Origin of the sequence: Mesorhizobium sp. SP-1A (genome assembly GCF_032460275.1) — a bacterium.
Taxonomy (GTDB): domain Bacteria; phylum Pseudomonadota; class Alphaproteobacteria; order Rhizobiales; family Rhizobiaceae; genus Mesorhizobium.
Window position 1 is genome coordinate 129,116 of record NZ_JAVXZD010000004.1, and the last position, 16,738, is coordinate 145,853.

Sequence of the window (16,738 nt, forward strand, 5' to 3'; positions counted from 1 at the left end):
GCCCGTCAGGCCGTTTTCGCCACGTCGGCCTCGCGCAGCCAGGTGGCGATCTTGGCGCTGAGCCGGTCCGGCGAGATCGGCTTGGCCAGGTAGTCGTCCATGCCGGCTTCGATGCATTTGTCGCGGTCGCCTTTCAGCGCGTGCGCGGTGACGCCGATGATGGGCGTGCGGGCGCCGCCGGCCTCTTCGATCGCACGGATGGCGCGCGTGGCCTCGTAGCCGTTCATCTCCGGCATCGATACGTCCATCAGGATCAGCCTCGGCGCCAGCGCACGGTACATTTCCACGGCGGTGCGGCCGTTGGCGGCGATCCTGTAGCTGAGGCCGAGCCCGCTCAGGATCTGGCCGAAGACGAGCTGGTTCACCTCGTTGTCCTCGGCTACGAGTATCTCCACCGGGCGGTTCGCGGCGGCGGGATCGGGGTCGGCCTGCGCCGGCGTGCCGCGGATGACGGTGAAAGCGGGAGCCGGCGCCTGCAGGGACCTGGCCGGCGCGGGCTGGTTGCCGGCGGCCGCAACAGGCGGCGGGGATTGCCGCACGAACTGAGCCGGTTTGCTCGATTGCGATCGCGCTTTCTGGATGACGGAGATGACCGTGCCCAGCAGCACGGCCGAGCGCGCGGGCTTGGTAAGGTGCGCGGCGATGCCGAATTCCACGATGAGCCTGCCGAAGTCCACCTGGTCGACCGAGGTCAGCAGCACCACCGGGATGGAGGCGAGCCGGTCGTCGGCGGCGATGGCGCGCGCCACGTCGGCGCCGGTCATGCCGGGCATCTGGTAGTCGAGGACGACGCAGTCCACATGGGCGCCGAGCTGCACGGCGCGATCGAGGAAGGCGAGGCCGACGGCGCCGCTCTCTGCCGCCGCGCAGTCGAAGCTCCAGCTCCGCAGCTGCTCCAGCAATATGTCGCGGTTCACGGGATTGTCGTCGATCACCAGCACGCGGGCCCCGGTGACATCCACGGGCACCACCTCGTCGCGCGAGACGGCTTCATGCGCCGGCATCGGCACCGAGAACCAGAAGACCGAGCCACGCCCGATCTCGCTTTCGACGCCGATCTGGCCGTTCATCAGGTCGACCAGCCGCGCGGCGATGGCCAGTCCCAGCCCAGTGCCCTCGTGGCGGCGGGTGGAGGAGCCGTCCACTTGCGCGAACTGCTCGAACACGTTCTGCAGCTTGTCGGCGGGAATGCCGATGCCGGTGTCCTCCACCCGGATCTTGAGATGCGCGATGCCGTCGGCCGTCTCGCCGCTGACGTCGATCAGCACATGGCCCTTCTCGGTGAATTTCACCGCGTTGCCGAGCAGGTTGGTGATGATCTGGCGGAACCGGCCGGCATCACCGACCACATAGGCGGGCAGGCGCGGATCGACGCGCACGATCAGCTCGATGTTCTTCTCGGCGACGCGGGCGGACACCAGCGTGGCGACGTCCTCGACGGCCTCGGCGATACGGAACGGCGTGGGATCGAGCGTGAGCTGGCCGGCATTGATCTTGGAGAAATCGAGAATGTCGTTGATGATGGTCAGCAGCGCGTTGCCGGATTTCACGATCACGTCGGTGAAGGTCTTCTGGCGCGGCGTCAGCTCTGTCTTGGCCAGGAGTTCGGCCATGCCCAGCACGCCGTTCATGGGCGTGCGGATCTCATGGCTCATATTGGCCAGGAATTCCGATTTCGCCCGGTCTGCGGCTTCGGCCTTGAACAGGGATTCGGCCGTCTCGGCGAAGGCGCGGCGAATGGCCTTCTCCATCGGCCGGAAAATCCAGAAGGCGACGCCGGCCAGCGCGCCAGCCAGCAGCAGGGTCCCCCACATCAGGATCCGGTCGCTTTTGGCGTCGGCCGTGCGGCGTTCGGCATCCATGGCGGTACGGGCGCGCTGCAGCATGGGTTGCGCGAACAGCTCGTTCTGGTTGCGGATCTCGCGATAGCTCCAGTTGTCCAGCGTCCTGGCCTGGCCCATCTGGTTCAGGTTGCGGGCCATGTCCTTCGCCGACCACAACAGGTAGCCGTTCACGGACGCGGCCTGCAATTCGTCCTTCGTTTCATTGCTGACGCGCGGGGCGATGGCCGTGATCTGCGCGGTCAGGCCGTCCATCCCGCGCAGGACCCGCTCGGCATGGGCGCGCGCGGCGTTGCCCAGTTCCTCGCGCGTGTCCGGTCGCAATGCCGTCGCCGCGGTTTCGGCGAAACTCGAGGCCCGGTTCAGCTCCGCAGCGAACTCCAGCAACTCGGTGCTTATGATGTCTACCTCGTGGCGGTAGGAGTTGGTGCGGTTCAAGGTCGCCACGACGCCTGCCGCGGCAAGCGCCAGGACGAGCAGGCCCGACAGGTAACGAATCCGGACGGACCGGATGAATGAAGTGTATTCAGGCACGCTGATCCCCACCCAATGCGCGCAATTCTAGCGGTCGGGATTACGCCTCATTGACCATTAAGATTCCGTTCCGGGCGCGCAGGGGGCCGGATCAGCTGCTGCGTACGGCAATGAAACGCGCCGCCGCCTTCAGCAAATACGCGGCTTCGCCATAGGGTTCGAGCAGGGCGCTCGCCTGGCCGACCAGCCCGTCGAGCTGCCGGCGGGCCCAGTCCGGCCCGTGCAGCGCCACCAGCGTCGCCTTGCCGGCGGCGGCGTCCTTGCCTGTCGCCTTGCCCATGGTGGTGGCGTCGGCGGTCAGGTCGAGCAGGTCGTCGGCGAGCTGGAAGGCGAGCCCGATGGCGGAACCGAATTCGGCAAGTCTTTCACGATCCGGAGCAGGGGCTCCGGCGACGACGGTGCCCGCCTCGCAGGCGAAGCGGATCAGCGCGCCGGTCTTCATCGCCTGGAGCCGGATGATGCCCGCTTCGTCGGGAAGGTCGCGGGCGGCGTCGAGGTCCAGCATCTGGCCGCCGGCCATACCGCCGAGGCCGGCGGCGCGCGCCAGCGCCAGCACCAGGGCCGCCCTGCGCTCGGCCGGCAAGGGGGTGGCTTCGTCCGCGACGATGTCGAAGGCGAAGGTGAGAAGCGCGTCGCCCGCCAATATGGCGGCGGCCTCGTCGAAGGCCTTGTGCACCGTGGGCTGGCCGCGGCGCAGGTCGTCGTCGTCCATGGCCGGCAGATCGTCATGGATCAGCGAATAGCAATGGATGCATTCCAGCGCCGCCGCGACACGCAAGGCGGCCTCGCCGTCGGCGGAAAACAGCGCGGCGCTCTCCAGCACCAGGAAGGGGCGCAGCCGTTTGCCGCCGTTCAGCACGCCATGACGCATGGCCGCCATGAGCCGCTCCGGCCGGTCGATCTCGCCCGGCAGGGCGCGCGCGTCCAGAAGCCGGCGCAGCAAGGCCTCGACCGCGCCTGCCCGCTCCGAAAGCGCGGTTTCGAACGCAATATGATCGTCTTTTGCCATGGCCGCGAGCGGTAGCCGACACTCAGACATTGCGCAAGCAGCCAAGCGCCTTTATGCCGGAGAAGGGTTTCGACCCATGGGCTTGACCGAGGTGGGACGGGTTGGCGGAACCGATCATCGACCACGAGACCGAAGGGCTGGACATGACGGCGCGGTCGAGGCGCGGCTCGAAGAGCGGTCTCAGCTATTGGGCGCGACGGGCATTCAAGGTGGCCGTGGCGCTGGCGCTCGTGCCGGTGGTGCTGACGCTCCTTTACGCGCCTTCCTTCGTGCACCCCATTTCGACCCTGATGCTGAAGGACCTCGTCACCTTCCAGGGCTACGACCGCCGCTGGGTGTCGCTCGACGAGATCGCGCCGGTGCTTGCCAATTCGGTCATCATGTCGGAGGACGGCCAGTTCTGCTTCCACTACGGCATAGACATCAACGAGTTGCGGGGCGTGGTGGACGACGCGCTGGCCGGCGAGGCGACGCGCGGCGCCTCCACCGTCACCATGCAGACGGTGAAGAACCTGTTCCTGTGGACGCGGCCGGCCAGCACCATACGCAAGGGGCTGGAACTGCCGCTGGCGGTCTATTTCGACGCCGTGCTGTCCAAGCGGCGCATCATGGAAATCTATCTCAACATCGCCGAATGGGGGCCCGGCATCTACGGCATAGAGGCCGCGGCGCAATATCATTTCGGCGTGTCGGCCCGCAAATTGTCGCGCCGGCAGGCGGCGCTGTTGACGGTCGCGCTGCCCAACCCCTACATCCGCAACCCGTCCAAGCCCGGGCCCGGCCTGCGGCGTCTGGCCTCGCTCATCGAGCGGCGGGTCATGCGCTCGGCCGCCTATGTCGGCTGCCTCGACTGAGCCGGCATCAAATATTTTCACGACGGGCTGGCCAAACGGCCGCAGGGCGTGTATAGGCACGCCACTTTCTTCTAGAATTCGGCCCGAAAGGCCCTTTCACGAGGGCGATGCGGGTCTTTGACCGATTGAATGGAGCACATCCATGGCCGTACCGAAACGAAAAACCTCCCCGTCGAAGCGCGGTATGCGTCGCGCGGCCGATGCGCTCAAGGCGCCGACCTATGTCGAGGACAAGAATTCCGGCGAAATGCGCCGTCCGCATCACATCGACCTGAAGACCGGCATGTATCGCGGCCGTCAGGTGCTGGAGCCGAAGGAAAGCTGATCGGCTTTTTTCTTCGTGGAATTCGAGGACCGGCCGTCGTGCCGGTCCTTTGTTTTTGTGCGGCGTCTTTTTTGCGGCGTCAGGACGCTTCGGCCGTCCGTGCGGTGACGGTCGCCTCATACGCGGCCTGGAGACGGGCCCGCACGGTTTGATGCGCCGGCTTCGGCTCGCCCATGCCGAGATGCTCCTGGCGCAGTTCGTCCATGAACGCCTCCCATAGCGCCGGCCCGCCTTCTTCGAGCAGGCGCGCGCGGATGGACAATTCCTCGCTGACCGGCAGCCATTTGCGCCCCCAGGCGCCAAGCTGGGCCAAGACCGGCACCAGCGAGATCGACATCTCCGTCAGGCTGTAGATCGCCTTCTGCTTGTGGCTGGGGTCGTCCGCCCTGGTCAGCATGCCGAGCGCGAGCAGCCGCTTCAGCCGATCCGCCAATATGTTGGAGGCGATGCCTTCCAGCGAGTTGTTGAGCAGTTCGCGGAAATGACGCCTGCCGCCGAAGATCATGTCGCGCAGGATGATCAGGCTCCAGCGGTCGCCGAACACTTCCAGAGAAAGATTGATCGGGCATTCCGACCGCAGATCCAGGCTCATTTCCGATTCCCCAAAACCGGTTGCATTATCATATCGGTGCCTATATGCTGCAACCAATTGCAAAATGCAATCAGTTTCGAATTGACGGCCGAGAGGAGCAGCCATGTCCCTGACGTTGCATTTCCACCCGCTTGCGTCGTTCTGCTGGAAGGCGCTGGTCGCGCTCTACGAGAACGACACGCCGTTTACGCCGAACATCGTCGATCTCGAAGACGAGCGGTCGCGGGCGGCTTTCCTGAAACTGTGGCCGCTCGGCAAGTTTCCGGTGCTGGAGGACACGGCGCGCGACCGGGTGGTGCCGGAATCGAGCATCATCATCATCGAATATCTGGCGACCCATTATCCCGGCCGCGCCGCGCTGCTGCCTGCCGACCCGGACACGGCGCTTCGGGTGCGGCTGGCCGACCGCTTCTACGATTTCTACGTGCACGAACCGATGCAACGGGTCGTCGCCGACCGGCTGCGGCCCGAGGACCGGCGCGACGCATTCGGCGTCGAGCAGGCGCGGGCGCAGATCCGGACTTCCTACGCCATCATCGAGCACGGCATGGCCGACAGGGACTGGGCCGCCGGCAGCTCCTTCACCATGGCCGACTGCGCGGCGATGCCGTCGCTGTTCTATGCCAACAAGGTGGAGCCCTTCGGCAAGGAGCACGCCAACGTCGCCCGCTACCACGACCGCCTGCTGGCGCGCCCATCCGCCGTCCGGGTGATCGAGGAGGCAAAGCCCTATTTCCACATGTTCCCCTACAACAAGGGCTGAACCGGGAGAGAACCGTGATGACCAGGGGCAGGGCCGACCGGGTGAAAAGCTATTTCGACGCCTATCTGACGGGCAGGCGCGACGTCATCGAGGCCGCCCTCGCAGATGACTTCACCTTCACCAGTCCCTATGACGACGCGATCGACCGGGCGGCCTATTTCGAGCGCTGCTGGCCGGGCCATGGCCTGTTCAAATCCATCGAGGTCGAGCGCGCCTGCGAGGACGGCGATGCCGTGCTCGTGGTCTGCCGATGCGAGATGAAGAACGGCAAGTCGTTCCGCAACATGGAGTTCCACCGCTTCGAAGGCGACAGGCTCAAAAGCGTCGAGGTGTTCTTCGGCGCCAGCTATCGCGACGGCAAGTTCGTCGCCCAGCGCCCGCCCGGATAGGTCAGCCGGCTTGCCAGAATTGGTCGAGCCAGATGTTCAACGGGGTGAAGCCGTCGCCCGAAACGGCATAGACACGGCGCGTGCCCTCCGCGGTGGCGCTGACCAATCCCGCCTCGAGCAGCACTTTCAGATGCTGCGAAACCGCCGGCCGCGACACCGGCAGGCCGGCCGCCAATTCGTTGACGGTCTTGGGTCCGCGCCGCAACTCTTCCAGCAGGTGCCGGCGGTTCGGGTCGGCGATGGCGGCAAATGCATCGGCGAACGTCATGCGCCATTTGTGCGGCAAAGTTGCAGAAATCTCAACCTTCGGCTTCCGCGGGTGCGCGCGGGTCGGCTTTTTCGGGGGGCGCCGGGTCGAGTTCCGCAGGCGTGCGGGGGTCGAGCCGCACGGCCTCCGGGGTGACGGCACGCTCGGCCGGCTGCGTCTTGAAGGCCTCGCGATCCTCGATCGGCACCGGCGCGCGCTGGCGGATGCGCAGCATGGTGTAGCCGGCCAGCGCCAGATGCGCCAAGGCTGTGGCCAGGAACAGTCCTTCGGGCCGAATCCGGTCCATCAGCGCGGCGGCAAGCAGCGGGCCGATCATGGTGCCGAAGCCGTAGAGCAGCAACAGGCCGCCCGAGACCTTGACGAAGTCCTCGGGCGAGGCGTGGTCGTTGGCATGGGCGACGGCGATGGAATAGAGGATGTAGGCGAAGGCGCCATAGGCGGCGGTGAAGACGATCACCAGCGTGCCGGAGCGGAACTGGAACAGGAAGAGCAGCAGCGCCACCAGCGCGCCGGCGAAGGCCGCACCGGCCAGCACATAGCGGCGGTCGGTCCGGTCGGAGATGCGGCCGGCGGGTATCTGCATCACTGCGCCGGCGACGACCACCAGGCTCATCATCAACGCGATCTGCGCCGTGGAGATGCCGATGCGCGCGCCATAGACGGCACCCAGCGTGCCCCATGCGCCGTTGGCGATGCCGATCAGCAGGCAGGCCACAGAGGAGACGGGCGAGTTGACGTAAAGGCCCTTGATGTCCAGCGACACGTCCTGCAACGGTTTCGGATGGGCGGCGGTCGACACGGCGGTCGGGATCAGCGACAGGCAGAAGAAGATGCCGGTGATCATGAACAGCGAGGCCGAGCGCACATCGCCGCCGGCCACGATCATCTGCCCGGCCATGATCGAGGCATAGGTCACCATCATGTAGAGGCCGAACACGGTGCCCCGGTTTTCGTTCGTGGCGCGCTCGTTCAGCCAGCTTTCGATGACCATGAAGGCGCCGGCCATGGTGAAGCCGGTGAAGGCGCGCAGCGCAATCCAGACGGTTTCCTCGACGACCAGGCCGGTCAGCAGCGCAATGATGGCGCCAATGGCGGCGAAGGTGCCGAAGGCGCGCACATGGCCGGCCCGGCGCACGATGCGCGGCGCGAAGAAGCAGCCGGCGACGAAACCGCCCGCCCAGGCCGTGCCCATCAGGCCGAGCGAGGTGGTCGAAAAGCCCTCCACCTGTCCGCGCAGGGGCAGCAGAAGCCCGTGCAACCCGGAGGCGGCCAGCAGGAAGGCGGTTCCGCGAAGCAGGGAAAGGATCGGGCGGTAGGCTGCGAGCATCGATTCGGTCCGTTACGGAAGGCCGCAGGATCGTCGGCCGGGCGTCACCTGACAACAGGTCGTTTCGGGCTTTTCGGCGGCGGGCGCCGCCGGTGCGGCGTTCAGCGACGGAACAGGGCCTCGGCGGCCGACTTGGTGGTGTCCTTGGCCTTCAATTCGGCCTCCAGCCGGGAAATCTCGACGCGCAGGAGCGCGATGCGCTCGTTTAGTTCCCCGACCGACAGGAGCGACAGGTCCTGGCCTATTTCGTGCCGCGCCGGCTTCTTGCGGGGCTCGTCGTCGAAAACCGCCATGTCTGGCTCCTCCGTTGCCGATTTTTGCCGTTGGGCATTGATCCCGAGGGGCAGAGCATACATAGCGCAGGAGCGGGGATGCAAATAGCCGGCGAACGCTGGACGAGACGGAGAGCTTGACCATGGCGAACGAAACCCTTCCGACGAAGATGCATGCAGTCGCCATCTCGATGCCCGGCGGACCGCTGGTGTTGAAGCAGGAACGGCGCAACGTGCCGAAGCCCGGTGCGGGCGAAATCCTGATCCGGGTCCATGCCGCCGGCGTCAACCGGCCGGACGTGCTGCAGCGCAAGGGCGCCTATCCGCCGCCGCCCGGCGCTTCCGATCTTCCCGGCCTCGAGGTCGCGGGCGAGGTGGCGGCACTGGGCGAGGGCACGGCGCGCTGGCGCGTCGGCGACCAGGTCTGCGCGCTGACCCCGGGGGGCGGCTATGCCGAATATGTCACGGTGCCGGGCTCCAACGCCTTGCCGCTGCCGCCCGGCTTCACCTATTCGGAAGCCGCTGCCGTGCCCGAAACCTATTTCACCGTCTGGCACAACGTGTTCGAGCGCGGCGCGCTGAAGGCCGGCGAGACGCTGCTGGTGCATGGCGGCACGTCAGGCATCGGCACCACGGCGATCCAGCTTGCGTCGGCCTTCGGCGCCCGCGTCCTCGCCACGGCCGGCAATGCCGAAAAATGCGAGGCCTGCCTGAAGCTCGGCGCCGAACGGGCGATCAACTATCACGAGGAAGACTTCGTCAAGGCGGTCAAGGAGGCCACGGACGGCGCGGGCGCGAACGTCATCCTCGACATGGTCGGCGGCGACTATGTCAACCGCAACTACAGCGCGGCAGCGGTGGAAGGGCGGATCGTGCAGATCGCCACACAGGCGGGGGCGGTCGCCAGCGCGGACTTCTCCAAGCTGATGGTCAAGCGGCTGGTCCATACCGGCTCGACGCTCAGGCCGCGCACCGCCGAGTTCAAGGGCGAGGTGGCCGCCGCGCTGGAGGCGCAGGTTTGGCCGCTGCTCGCCACGCGCAGGGTGGCGCCGGTGCTCGACATGATCTTCCCGCTCAAGGAAGCCTGGCGTGCGCATGAGCGCATGGAGGAGGGCGAGCATATCGGCAAGATCGTCCTCGACGTCGGCTGAACGTCCACTCAAAACTAGGCCGGAAATGCGTTTCCCGAAAGCCGGGAAACGCCCGGCTGGCGGGCGTTTCGCAGCATTTACGATTCATTTATGTTGCAATGCACAAAAGCATTGCTGTTATGCAAAAGCGTCTGTTCATTTTTCGGGCGGCACAGCCTATCTGAGCGTCATCGAATTCACATTCCGAACGCACAGACTGGAGAAAGAAAATGAACCTGATCCGCAGCTACAAGAACTGGCGCCGTTACAACCAGACCGTCCGCGAACTGAGCCGCCTCAATGCGCGCGAGCTGGACGATCTCGGCATCAACCGTTCCGACATCGAGCGCGTCGCCCGCGCCGCGCTCTAACCAAGGCGCATGTATTCATCCCGAAACCGGCCGCCGTTTTCGGGAGACATGAACCGAGAGTAGAAAGAACCGAAGACTGGCGCGCCATCCCGGCCTGCGCCGCCGGTTCCGAGCCCGCCGGACCAGTCCGGCGGGTTTTGTTTTGGGCGAATGCTCGTCGGCTGTTGGCCGGCGACCTGCTCCCCCGCCCCCTGCGAAAGCCCGGCCTTGCGACCGCGACCCGGCCGGACGTGCCGATGTGCATCGTCTTCGGGACGATGGCCCGGAAATTCTTGCCCCTGCGGCCGAACGCGTCTATATAAGCCTCGATTTCCCATACTGGTGGCTTCAAAACCACCGCCCGCGTCGGGAACGCGGGCGAACGAGAAGGAATTTTCGATGGCCAACACGCTGCTGATGCCCAAGGCGACCGCCGTCTGGCTGGTCGACAACACCGCGCTCTCCTTCGACCAGATCGCGCAGTTCTGCTCGCTGCACCCGCTCGAGGTGAAGGCGATCGCCGACGGCGAATCCGCGCAGGGTATCAAGGGCATGGACCCGGTCATCACCGGCCAGCTCACCCGCGACGAGATCGCGCGCGGCGAGAAGGACATCAACTATCGCCTGAAGCTCTCCGAGCCCAAGGTGCGGGTGCCGGAATCCAAGCGCAAGGGGCCGCGCTACACGCCGCTGTCGAAGCGCCAGGACCGGCCCAACGCCATATTGTGGCTGGTGCGCAACCATCCCGAACTGAAGGACGCGCAGATCTCGCGCCTCGTCGGCACCACAAAGTCGACCATCGAGCAGATCCGTGGCCGCACGCACTGGAACGCGGCCAATCTCGTGCCGATGGACCCGGTGACGCTGGGCCTCTGCTCGCAGATCGATCTCGACCTCGAAGTGCAGCGCGCCTCGCGCGGCCGCGAGCAGGCGCAGCCGGTTGCCGGCGATACGTTGCTGCCGGCTTCGCTAACGGAGCGTTTGACGCCGGAAGCCGCGAAGACGCGCGACGAAGAGGAAGAACTGGACGCCGACGCCGTCTTCGCAAAGCTTTCCGCCCTGAAGGGCAAGCACGAAGACGACGAGGAAGAATAGGCGGCCGGTACGGTGGCTAGGCGAAGCTTGTTTCGGTTGCGGGAACGCCGGTCTCGGTGACCGGCCGCTTCCTCAGGGCATTCCCGCTTTCTTCGAAACGCGAAAACGCTCCATTCCTTTGTTCCTAGGCATTTCCGAGCGGAAAACCGCCACGCGTTTTTTCCTGGAAATGCTCCGGTCGCTTCAGGCGCCGCGGGCGGTCGGCCCCATGCCATAGGCTTCGCTGCGCTCGACGGCACGATAGAAATCCGCAAGCTGCTTGCCGCGCTCCGGCTTGAAGGTGTGGCCGGCGATGACGACCGAGGAAATGCGGTCGATGCGGAAGGCGCGGAAATCGCCGCGCATCTCGCACCAGGCGATCAGCGTCCACACCTTGCCCCAGAACCACAGGCCAAGCGGGCGGATGTCGCGCCTGGTGCCGCGCCCGGCCTCGTCGTTGTAGTCGATGGTCAGCACCTGCCGCTTCTCGACCGCGCGCTCGATCAGGTCGATGGCCTCGCGCGCCGCATCGCTCACCACCCACATGGGCGTGTGGATTTCGGTGCGGGCGATGCGGTCCTTTTCCGCATCGGGCAGCACGGCGCCGATCTTGACCAGCGCCTCGTCGGCGGCCCGCGCCATCGCCGCGCCGCCGAAGGCGCGCACCATGCGCGCGCCGGCCACCAGGGCCACGATCTCGTCACGTGTGAACATCAGCGGCGGAAGGTCGAAACCCTCCCTCATCATGTAGCCGACGCCCGCCTCGCCGTCGATCGGCACCCCGGTCGATTGCAGGTCGGCAATGTCGCGGTAGATGGTGCGTTCGGAAACCTCGAGCCATGCCCCTAGCTTCTGTGCGGTGACCAGCCGGCCGCCGCGCAAATGCTGGACGATCTGAAAAAGCCTGTCGGCGCGTCGCATCGTATTCCTCCGGCAAGCAAGTGCGAGACCGGACGGAAGCACAAACCTCCATCAGATCTCTCATGAGCTACCAGCCCCTCGTCCCGAGCTTATCGCATGATCCTCCTGACAGCATAGTGTCAGGAGACGGCACCGTATTCCCTGGCGAACAGCGCCCGCATTTCAGCCAGTTGCCCGCGCTGATCGGGAAGCAGCGCGCGGAGGAACTCGATCGCGAAGGTGCCGGGGGCCGATCCCGGCGCGGACACGATCCTGCCGTCCGTTACCGCGTGCGTCACGTCGCGGTAGTGCGCAGCGCCCGCATAATTCGGGAGATGCTTCAGGATCCAGTCGCGGCCATTGCTGGTGTGGCCGGCGTTTTCGAACAGGCCGGCGCGGGCCAGCGCCAGCGTGGCGCCGCAGATGCCGCCGACGATCCCGCCGCGCCGCGCCACGGCCTTGAGCAGGGCGGAAACGTCAGGGGCCTCTTGCGTGGCCCAGGTGTCGGAGCCGATGACGGCGAGCGCGTCCAGGTCCTCGTTGACGGAGGGATCGGCCGAACGGTCGGGGATCAAGCGCAGGCCGGCCATGGAAGTCACCGGTTGTCCGTCCGGCGAGAGGGAGACGACTTCCGCGCCGAACCAGTCCACGGCGGAAGCGGCCAGCAGCCCGTATTCCCAATCGGCGAAGCCGGGAATGAACAGGACTCCGATCTTCCTGCGTCCAGCCATGTCGCGTTCCTTCTGCTGCGGGATAGGGCTTCTATCTGGGCATCGCCGCGCGATTGTCCAAGCGCCGGCGCGCAAATATCAATGCCTGGAACTCTCGCGCTCGGCATTACGGTCCGGCCAGCCGATGTCGGCGCGAACATGTGCCGGCAAGGAGTTCAGCAGGCGTTCCGTGCGGATCTCGTTGCGGATCGTGCGCACCTTGCCGGCATAGGTCGTCAGCAACGTGAAAACGGCGAAACGGGTCATTGCAGCCTCCTCTCGGTTGACAGGAGGCATCATCGCATACCCCTGCTGACAGCAGCCCGTCAGGAGCGGGAAGGGGCGGTCAGATGCCGATGCCGCGCGCCTTCAGCGCCGCGATGATCTCGTCCAGTATGGCCGGATCGTCGATGGTTGCCGGCAGCTTCCATTCCTCTTTGTCGGCGATCTTCTGCATGGTGCCGCGCAGGATCTTGCCGGAGCGTGTCTTGGGCAGGCGCTTGATCGTCACCACCGTCCTGAAGGCGGCGACCGGGCCGATCCTGTCGCGCACGAGCCCGATGGCTTCCTGCTCGATCTCGGTGCCGTCCCGTGAGACTCCGGCGTTCAGCACCACGAAGCCGAGCGGCACCTGGCCCTTCATGGGGTCCGCCACGCCGACCACGGCGCATTCGGCCACGTCCGGGTGTTCGGCCAGCACCTCCTCCATCGCCCCGGTCGAAAGCCGGTGGCCGGCGACGTTGATGATGTCGTCCGTGCGGGCCATGACGAAGAGATAGCCGTCCGCGTCAAGTATGCCGGCGTCGGCGGTCTTGTAACAGCCCGGGAACTCCTCGAGATAGGCCTGCCTGAACCGGCTGTCCGCGTTCCACAGCGTGGGCAGGCAGCCGGGCGGCAGCGGCAGCTTCAGCACGACATTGCCCAGCGTGCCGCGCGGCACCTCATGGCCGGCATCGTCCAGCACGCGGATGTCGTAGCCCGGCATCGGCACGCCGGGCGAGCCGTATTTCACCGGCAGCATGCCGAGCCCTACCGGGTTATGGGTGATCGGCGCTCCGGTCTCGGTCTGCCACCAGTGGTCGATGACCGGGACGCCGAGCGCCCGCTCCGCCCATTTGACGGTTTCCGGATCGGCCCGTTCCCCTGCCAGGAACAGGGTGCGGAACTTCGACAGGTCGTATTTCGCCACGAATTCCGCCTTGGGGTCCTGGCCCTTGATGGCGCGGAAGGCGGTCGGTGCGGTGAACAATGCCGCCACGCCATGGTCGGAAATCACCCGCCAGAAGGTGCCGGCGTCGGGCGTGCCCACCGGCTTGCCCTCGAACATCATGGTGGTGCAGCCGGCCAGCAGCGGCGCATAGACGATATAGGAATGGCCGACCACCCAGCCGACATCGGAAGCGGCCCAGAACACCTCGCCCGGCTTCACGCCGAACTCGTTCTCCATCGACCAGTGCAGCATGACCATATGGCCGCCATTGTCGCGCACAACGCCCTTGGGCTGGCCGGTCGTGCCGGAGGTATAAAGCACATAGAGCGGATCGGTGGCGGCGACCGGCACGCAATCGACATTGGCGCCCGCCGCCTTCTCGCGGGCCACGGCATCGGCGTAGTCGATATCGCGGTCCGGCGTCAGGTCGCAGCGCAATTGCTCGCGCTGGAGGATCAGGCAGCGATCGGGCTTGTGGCGGGCAAGCTCTATGGCGCCGTCGAGCAAGGGCTTATAAGCGACGGTGCGGCCTGGCTCCAGCCCGCAGGAGGCCGACACGATCAGCTTCGGCCGGGCGTCGTCGATGCGGGTCGCCAGTTCGCGCGCTGCAAAGCCGCCGAACACCACCGAATGCACCGCGCCCAGCCGCGCGCAGGCCAGCATGGCGATAGCCGCTTCCGGCACCATGGGCATGTAGATGATGACGCGGTCGCCCTTCGCCACGCCCTGATTGCGCAGCACGGATGCCAGCGCCACCACCTCGCGCCGCAGTTCGGCGAAGGTGAACCTCCGCACCGTTCCGGTCATGGCGCTGTCGTGGATCAGGGCGAGCTGGTCGGCGCGGCCGGCTTCCACGTGGCGGTCGACCGCGTTGTGGCAGGTGTTGCACAGCGCGCCGGGGAACCAGCGGCCATAGACGCCGTCCTTCGGTTCGAAGACCTTATCGAAGGGGCGAAACCAGTCGATCGCGCCGGCGGCTTCGGCCCAGAATGCCTCGGGGTCGCTTTTCCAGGCCGCATAGACCTCGTGATAGCGTGAAGCCATGGCCGTTCCTCCCGTCGCATGCTCGCTTCCGGGATTCTTAGCGCCTGTGCCGGATCGCCGTCCATCTTACCATGGTCGCAGGCCGGGCGCGGAACCTTTGACAGCGCGCCGCGGGGCTGCTCAAAGGCGGTTCATGTCGAAGCTCCTCGCGCTGCTCATCCTTGCCGTCATGGCCATCCAGATCGTCAAGCCGCTCGGCGTGCCGGGGCTGAGGCGGCGCCGCGATTTCTGGAAGCTCGCCGTGATCGCGCTGGCGGCCATCTCGCTCACCGCCGTGCTCGGGCACGACTGGTAGCGCCGGCCTATCGGGAGACTCGCCGTTCGTTCAGCGGCAGCAGCTTTCCCGAATCTCCTCCAGCCCCTCGTACTCGTCGTGCAGGCGCATCCAGCTCATCATGCCGCGGCTGTCCTCGTTGCGGCCCTTCGGGGTCAGGTCGAGATAGTGATACGCGCCGATCAGCGCGTCGCCGCCACGGGCCCGCACCATGAAGGTGAGATAGATGTTGCCAGCCTCGTCCCTGTAGAACACGCTGGCGCCCGGAAGCTCCCGGCTTTGCAGCGGGCGTGCCTCGAAATTATAGGTCGTGTCGCCTTCCGCGATCTGGCGGTCCGTGAACGAGACTTGCATGTCGAAGTTGAAGTCGCTGGCGTAGGACGATACCCAGTCGAACTTCCAGCCCATGCGGCGCTTGTAGGGCAGCAGCTCGCTCAACGGAGCGCGCGAGACCACGACCAGCGAGACGTCGTGATGGCGGATATGCTGTTCGGCGCCGTCGATGTGGTCGGCCAGGAAAGCACAACCGGGGCAACGGTGGCTGTTTCCGGGACCCTGCATGAAATGGTAGACGATCAGCTGGCCCCTGCCCTTGAACAGATCGGCCAGCCGTTTCGGTCCCTGCTCGGTCTCGAAGACGTAGTCCTTGCGCATCTTCAGCCAGGGCAGTTCGCGCCTTTCGGCGGCAATGGCGTCGCGCAGGCGGGTCAGTTCCTTCTCGCGTGCCAGATGTGCCTTGTGGGCGGCAAACCATTCCTCCTGCGAGACGACGCGGTTGTTCGGCATGTCGGTTTCTCCCTTGCTTCACGACAAGGACGCCCTGAACGGACGGATACCGACATTTCCGCGGGAATTTTTGCCGCACAATAAAAACCCGGGCGCGAGAGCCCGGGTTCGTGAGGAGACCGGCGCGGAAATGCCGATCGGATGGCCTTGAGGCCGACGCCTTCTGCGGCGCGAGCTATTCCTTGACGCTGGACGCCTGGAAAATGCTGTCGATCGCCGAAACCAGCGCGGCGTTGAATTCGGCGTCGCTCTGCTGCGCCGTCAGTCCTTCGGTCAGCGCGCGCGAGAAGGAAGCGATCATGCCGACATTGTGCCTCAGCTTGTCGTTCGCCTCGTCGCGGGAATAGCCGCCGGACAGGGCGACCACGCGCATGACGCGGGGATCGTCCACCAGCGGCATGTAGAGGTTTGGCTTCGTCGGCAGAGTCAGCTTCAGCATGACCTGCTTGCCGGCCGGCACCTCGTCGAGATGCTTGCGGATCTCGGCGAGCAGGATGTCCTCGGCTTGCGCCTTGTCGGGAATCGAGATGGTCACCTCCGGCTCGATGATCGGCACGAGGTCATGCGCGAGGACCTGCCTGGCGACCTCGAACTGCTGGGCGACGATCGCCGCGATGCCTTTCGGGTTCGCCGCGTCGATGACCGAGCGTTCCTTGGTGCCGAAGATTCCCTTCGCCACGGCGCGCTTCAACAGCGCGTCGAGGTCCGGCATCGGCTTCATCAGCTTGACGCCGTCCTTCTCCTCCGCCAGGCCCTTGTCGATCTTCAGGAAAGGCACCACGCGGCGCCTCTCCCACAGATATTGCGCGGTCGGCGTGCCGTCGATGTCGCGGTCCATGGTCTGCTCGAACAGGATCGCACCCATGACCTTGTCGCCGGTGAAGGCTGGCGACTTGATGATGCGCGTGCGCATCTGGTGAACGAGGTCGAACATTTCCGCGTCATTCGACCAGGCGCTTGCGTCGATGCCGTAAAGCTTGAGCGCCTTCGGCGTGGAGCCGCCCGACTGGTCGAGCGCCGCAATGAAGCCGGCCTTGTGTGCGGCCTGGGCGGCCATGTCCTTGTTCATCTCATTCTCCCAAAGTG

20 protein-coding genes are annotated in these 16,738 nt (G+C 65.9%); 8 read left to right on the plus strand and 12 right to left on the minus strand.

Translation table 11 applies throughout. From position 1 onward, the window contains the following. Positions 1–5: 5 nt before the first annotated feature. Together QU595_RS18915 and QU595_RS18920 are read right to left on the minus strand one after the other, a co-directional pair. Positions 6–2,375, minus strand: coding sequence for a response regulator (locus tag QU595_RS18915; RefSeq protein ID WP_315924765.1), 2,370 nt, complete (start codon positions 2,373–2,375; stop codon positions 6–8). 91 nt (positions 2,376–2,466) lie between these two features. Beyond that, positions 2,467–3,384 carry a farnesyl diphosphate synthase gene (locus QU595_RS18920; RefSeq protein ID WP_315924767.1) on the minus strand — a complete coding sequence of 306 codons (918 nt, stop codon included), beginning with the start codon at positions 3,382–3,384 and terminating at the stop codon, positions 2,467–2,469. A gap of 143 nt (positions 3,385–3,527) precedes the next feature. Here QU595_RS18920 and QU595_RS18925 point away from each other — a divergent pair, with 143 nt between their 5' ends. Further along, positions 3,528–4,238, plus strand: a complete 711-nt coding sequence (locus tag QU595_RS18925; protein ID WP_315925686.1) for a transglycosylase domain-containing protein — start codon at positions 3,528–3,530, stop codon at positions 4,236–4,238. 142 nt (positions 4,239–4,380) lie between these two features. Next, positions 4,381–4,563, plus strand: coding sequence for a 50S ribosomal protein L32 (rpmF, locus tag QU595_RS18930; RefSeq protein ID WP_315924769.1), 183 nt, complete (start codon positions 4,381–4,383; stop codon positions 4,561–4,563). A gap of 79 nt (positions 4,564–4,642) precedes the next feature. On the opposite strand, the gene QU595_RS18935 is transcribed toward rpmF, so the two are convergent. Beyond that, positions 4,643–5,155, minus strand: a complete 513-nt coding sequence (locus QU595_RS18935) for a helix-turn-helix domain-containing protein (protein ID WP_315924771.1) — start codon at positions 5,153–5,155, stop codon at positions 4,643–4,645. Between the two features lie 103 nt (positions 5,156–5,258). Here QU595_RS18935 and QU595_RS18940 point away from each other — a divergent pair, with 103 nt between their 5' ends. Further along, positions 5,259–5,918: a glutathione S-transferase family protein gene (locus tag QU595_RS18940; protein ID WP_315924773.1), complete on the plus strand. Its 660-nt coding sequence runs from the start codon at positions 5,259–5,261 to the stop codon at positions 5,916–5,918. A gap of 17 nt (positions 5,919–5,935) precedes the next feature. Next, a complete protein-coding gene (locus QU595_RS18945) occupies positions 5,936–6,307 on the plus strand; it encodes a nuclear transport factor 2 family protein (RefSeq protein WP_315924775.1) in 372 nt (123 codons plus the stop codon). Between the two features lies 1 nt (position 6,308). Here QU595_RS18945 and QU595_RS18950 read toward each other — a convergent pair whose 3' ends face one another. The 3 genes from QU595_RS18950 to QU595_RS18960 form a co-directional block, all read right to left on the minus strand. Beyond that, complete coding sequence (locus QU595_RS18950) at positions 6,309–6,575, minus strand: metalloregulator ArsR/SmtB family transcription factor (protein WP_315924777.1); 267 nt, start codon at positions 6,573–6,575, stop codon at positions 6,309–6,311. A 31-nt stretch (positions 6,576–6,606) separates the two neighbouring features. Beyond that, positions 6,607–7,902, minus strand: coding sequence for an MFS transporter (locus QU595_RS18955; RefSeq protein ID WP_315924779.1), 1,296 nt, complete (start codon positions 7,900–7,902; stop codon positions 6,607–6,609). A 101-nt stretch (positions 7,903–8,003) separates the two neighbouring features. After that, entirely contained in the window at positions 8,004–8,195 is a 192-nt protein-coding gene (locus tag QU595_RS18960; protein WP_315924781.1) for a DUF1192 domain-containing protein, read from the minus strand. Positions 8,196–8,344: 149 nt separating this feature from the next. Between QU595_RS18960 and QU595_RS18965 the strand changes: the two genes are divergently transcribed. From QU595_RS18965 to QU595_RS18975, 3 genes are all read left to right on the plus strand, one after another. Next, positions 8,345–9,325: an NAD(P)H-quinone oxidoreductase gene (locus tag QU595_RS18965; protein WP_410000537.1), complete on the plus strand. Its 981-nt coding sequence runs from the start codon at positions 8,345–8,347 to the stop codon at positions 9,323–9,325. A gap of 209 nt (positions 9,326–9,534) precedes the next feature. After that, positions 9,535–9,675 carry a DUF1127 domain-containing protein gene (locus QU595_RS18970; protein ID WP_315924786.1) on the plus strand — a complete coding sequence of 47 codons (141 nt, stop codon included), beginning with the start codon at positions 9,535–9,537 and terminating at the stop codon, positions 9,673–9,675. A 378-nt stretch (positions 9,676–10,053) separates the two neighbouring features. Then, positions 10,054–10,749: a DUF1013 domain-containing protein gene (locus QU595_RS18975; RefSeq protein ID WP_315924787.1), complete on the plus strand. Its 696-nt coding sequence runs from the start codon at positions 10,054–10,056 to the stop codon at positions 10,747–10,749. A gap of 183 nt (positions 10,750–10,932) precedes the next feature. Here QU595_RS18975 and QU595_RS18980 read toward each other — a convergent pair whose 3' ends face one another. The 4 genes from QU595_RS18980 to QU595_RS18995 form a co-directional block, all read right to left on the minus strand. After that, positions 10,933–11,649, minus strand: a complete 717-nt coding sequence (locus QU595_RS18980; protein WP_315924788.1) for a YafY family protein — start codon at positions 11,647–11,649, stop codon at positions 10,933–10,935. 119 nt (positions 11,650–11,768) lie between these two features. Then, positions 11,769–12,359 carry a type 1 glutamine amidotransferase family protein gene (locus tag QU595_RS18985; RefSeq protein ID WP_315924790.1) on the minus strand — a complete coding sequence of 197 codons (591 nt, stop codon included), beginning with the start codon at positions 12,357–12,359 and terminating at the stop codon, positions 11,769–11,771. Positions 12,360–12,437: 78 nt separating this feature from the next. Continuing rightward, positions 12,438–12,605 (minus strand): hypothetical protein, encoded by a 168-nt coding sequence (locus QU595_RS18990; protein WP_315924792.1) that lies wholly within the window; start codon positions 12,603–12,605, stop codon positions 12,438–12,440. A 79-nt stretch (positions 12,606–12,684) separates the two neighbouring features. Continuing rightward, positions 12,685–14,592, minus strand: a complete 1,908-nt coding sequence (locus QU595_RS18995) for a propionyl-CoA synthetase (RefSeq protein WP_315924793.1) — start codon at positions 14,590–14,592, stop codon at positions 12,685–12,687. Between the two features lie 133 nt (positions 14,593–14,725). On the opposite strand from QU595_RS18995, the gene QU595_RS19000 reads away from it, so the two are divergent. After that, positions 14,726–14,887, plus strand: coding sequence for a hypothetical protein (locus QU595_RS19000; protein WP_315924795.1), 162 nt, complete (start codon positions 14,726–14,728; stop codon positions 14,885–14,887). 30 nt (positions 14,888–14,917) lie between these two features. Here the strand turns inward: QU595_RS19000 and QU595_RS19005 are convergent, their stop codons facing one another. Further along, a complete protein-coding gene (locus QU595_RS19005) occupies positions 14,918–15,652 on the minus strand; it encodes a thioredoxin family protein (RefSeq protein WP_315924797.1) in 735 nt (244 codons plus the stop codon). Positions 15,653–15,827: 175 nt separating this feature from the next. Continuing rightward, positions 15,828–16,721, minus strand: coding sequence for a fructose bisphosphate aldolase (locus tag QU595_RS19010; protein WP_315924799.1), 894 nt, complete (start codon positions 16,719–16,721; stop codon positions 15,828–15,830). Between the last annotated feature and the right edge of the window lie 17 nt (positions 16,722–16,738).

Bases quoted from the DNA above. Each gene is read 5' to 3' on its own strand.
- QU595_RS18980 (WP_315924788.1), bottom strand. From the start codon at position 11,649: ATGCGACGCGCCGACAGGCTTTTTCAGATCGTCCAGCATTTGCGCGGC.
- QU595_RS18960 (WP_315924781.1), bottom strand. From the start codon at position 8,195: ATGGCGGTTTTCGACGACGAGCCCCGCAAGAAGCCGGCGCGGCACGAA.
- QU595_RS18985 (WP_315924790.1), bottom strand. From the start codon at position 12,359: ATGGCTGGACGCAGGAAGATCGGAGTCCTGTTCATTCCCGGCTTCGCC.
- QU595_RS18970 (WP_315924786.1), top strand. From the start codon at position 9,535: ATGAACCTGATCCGCAGCTACAAGAACTGGCGCCGTTACAACCAGACC.
- QU595_RS18995 (WP_315924793.1), bottom strand. From the start codon at position 14,592: ATGGCTTCACGCTATCACGAGGTCTATGCGGCCTGGAAAAGCGACCCC.
- QU595_RS18965 (WP_410000537.1), top strand. From the start codon at position 8,345: ATGCATGCAGTCGCCATCTCGATGCCCGGCGGACCGCTGGTGTTGAAG.
- QU595_RS18955 (WP_315924779.1), bottom strand. From the start codon at position 7,902: ATGCTCGCAGCCTACCGCCCGATCCTTTCCCTGCTTCGCGGAACCGCC.
- QU595_RS19010 (WP_315924799.1), bottom strand. From the start codon at position 16,721: ATGAACAAGGACATGGCCGCCCAGGCCGCACACAAGGCCGGCTTCATT.
- QU595_RS18990 (WP_315924792.1), bottom strand. From the start codon at position 12,605: ATGACCCGTTTCGCCGTTTTCACGTTGCTGACGACCTATGCCGGCAAG.
- QU595_RS18945 (WP_315924775.1), top strand. From the start codon at position 5,936: ATGACCAGGGGCAGGGCCGACCGGGTGAAAAGCTATTTCGACGCCTAT.
- QU595_RS18935 (WP_315924771.1), bottom strand. From the start codon at position 5,155: ATGAGCCTGGATCTGCGGTCGGAATGCCCGATCAATCTTTCTCTGGAA.
- rpmF (WP_315924769.1), top strand. From the start codon at position 4,381: ATGGCCGTACCGAAACGAAAAACCTCCCCGTCGAAGCGCGGTATGCGT.
- QU595_RS19005 (WP_315924797.1), bottom strand. From the start codon at position 15,652: ATGCCGAACAACCGCGTCGTCTCGCAGGAGGAATGGTTTGCCGCCCAC.
- QU595_RS18920 (WP_315924767.1), bottom strand. From the start codon at position 3,384: ATGGCAAAAGACGATCATATTGCGTTCGAAACCGCGCTTTCGGAGCGG.
- QU595_RS18925 (WP_315925686.1), top strand. From the start codon at position 3,528: ATGACGGCGCGGTCGAGGCGCGGCTCGAAGAGCGGTCTCAGCTATTGG.
- QU595_RS19000 (WP_315924795.1), top strand. From the start codon at position 14,726: ATGTCGAAGCTCCTCGCGCTGCTCATCCTTGCCGTCATGGCCATCCAG.
- QU595_RS18940 (WP_315924773.1), top strand. From the start codon at position 5,259: ATGTCCCTGACGTTGCATTTCCACCCGCTTGCGTCGTTCTGCTGGAAG.
- QU595_RS18975 (WP_315924787.1), top strand. From the start codon at position 10,054: ATGGCCAACACGCTGCTGATGCCCAAGGCGACCGCCGTCTGGCTGGTC.
- QU595_RS18950 (WP_315924777.1), bottom strand. From the start codon at position 6,575: ATGACGTTCGCCGATGCATTTGCCGCCATCGCCGACCCGAACCGCCGG.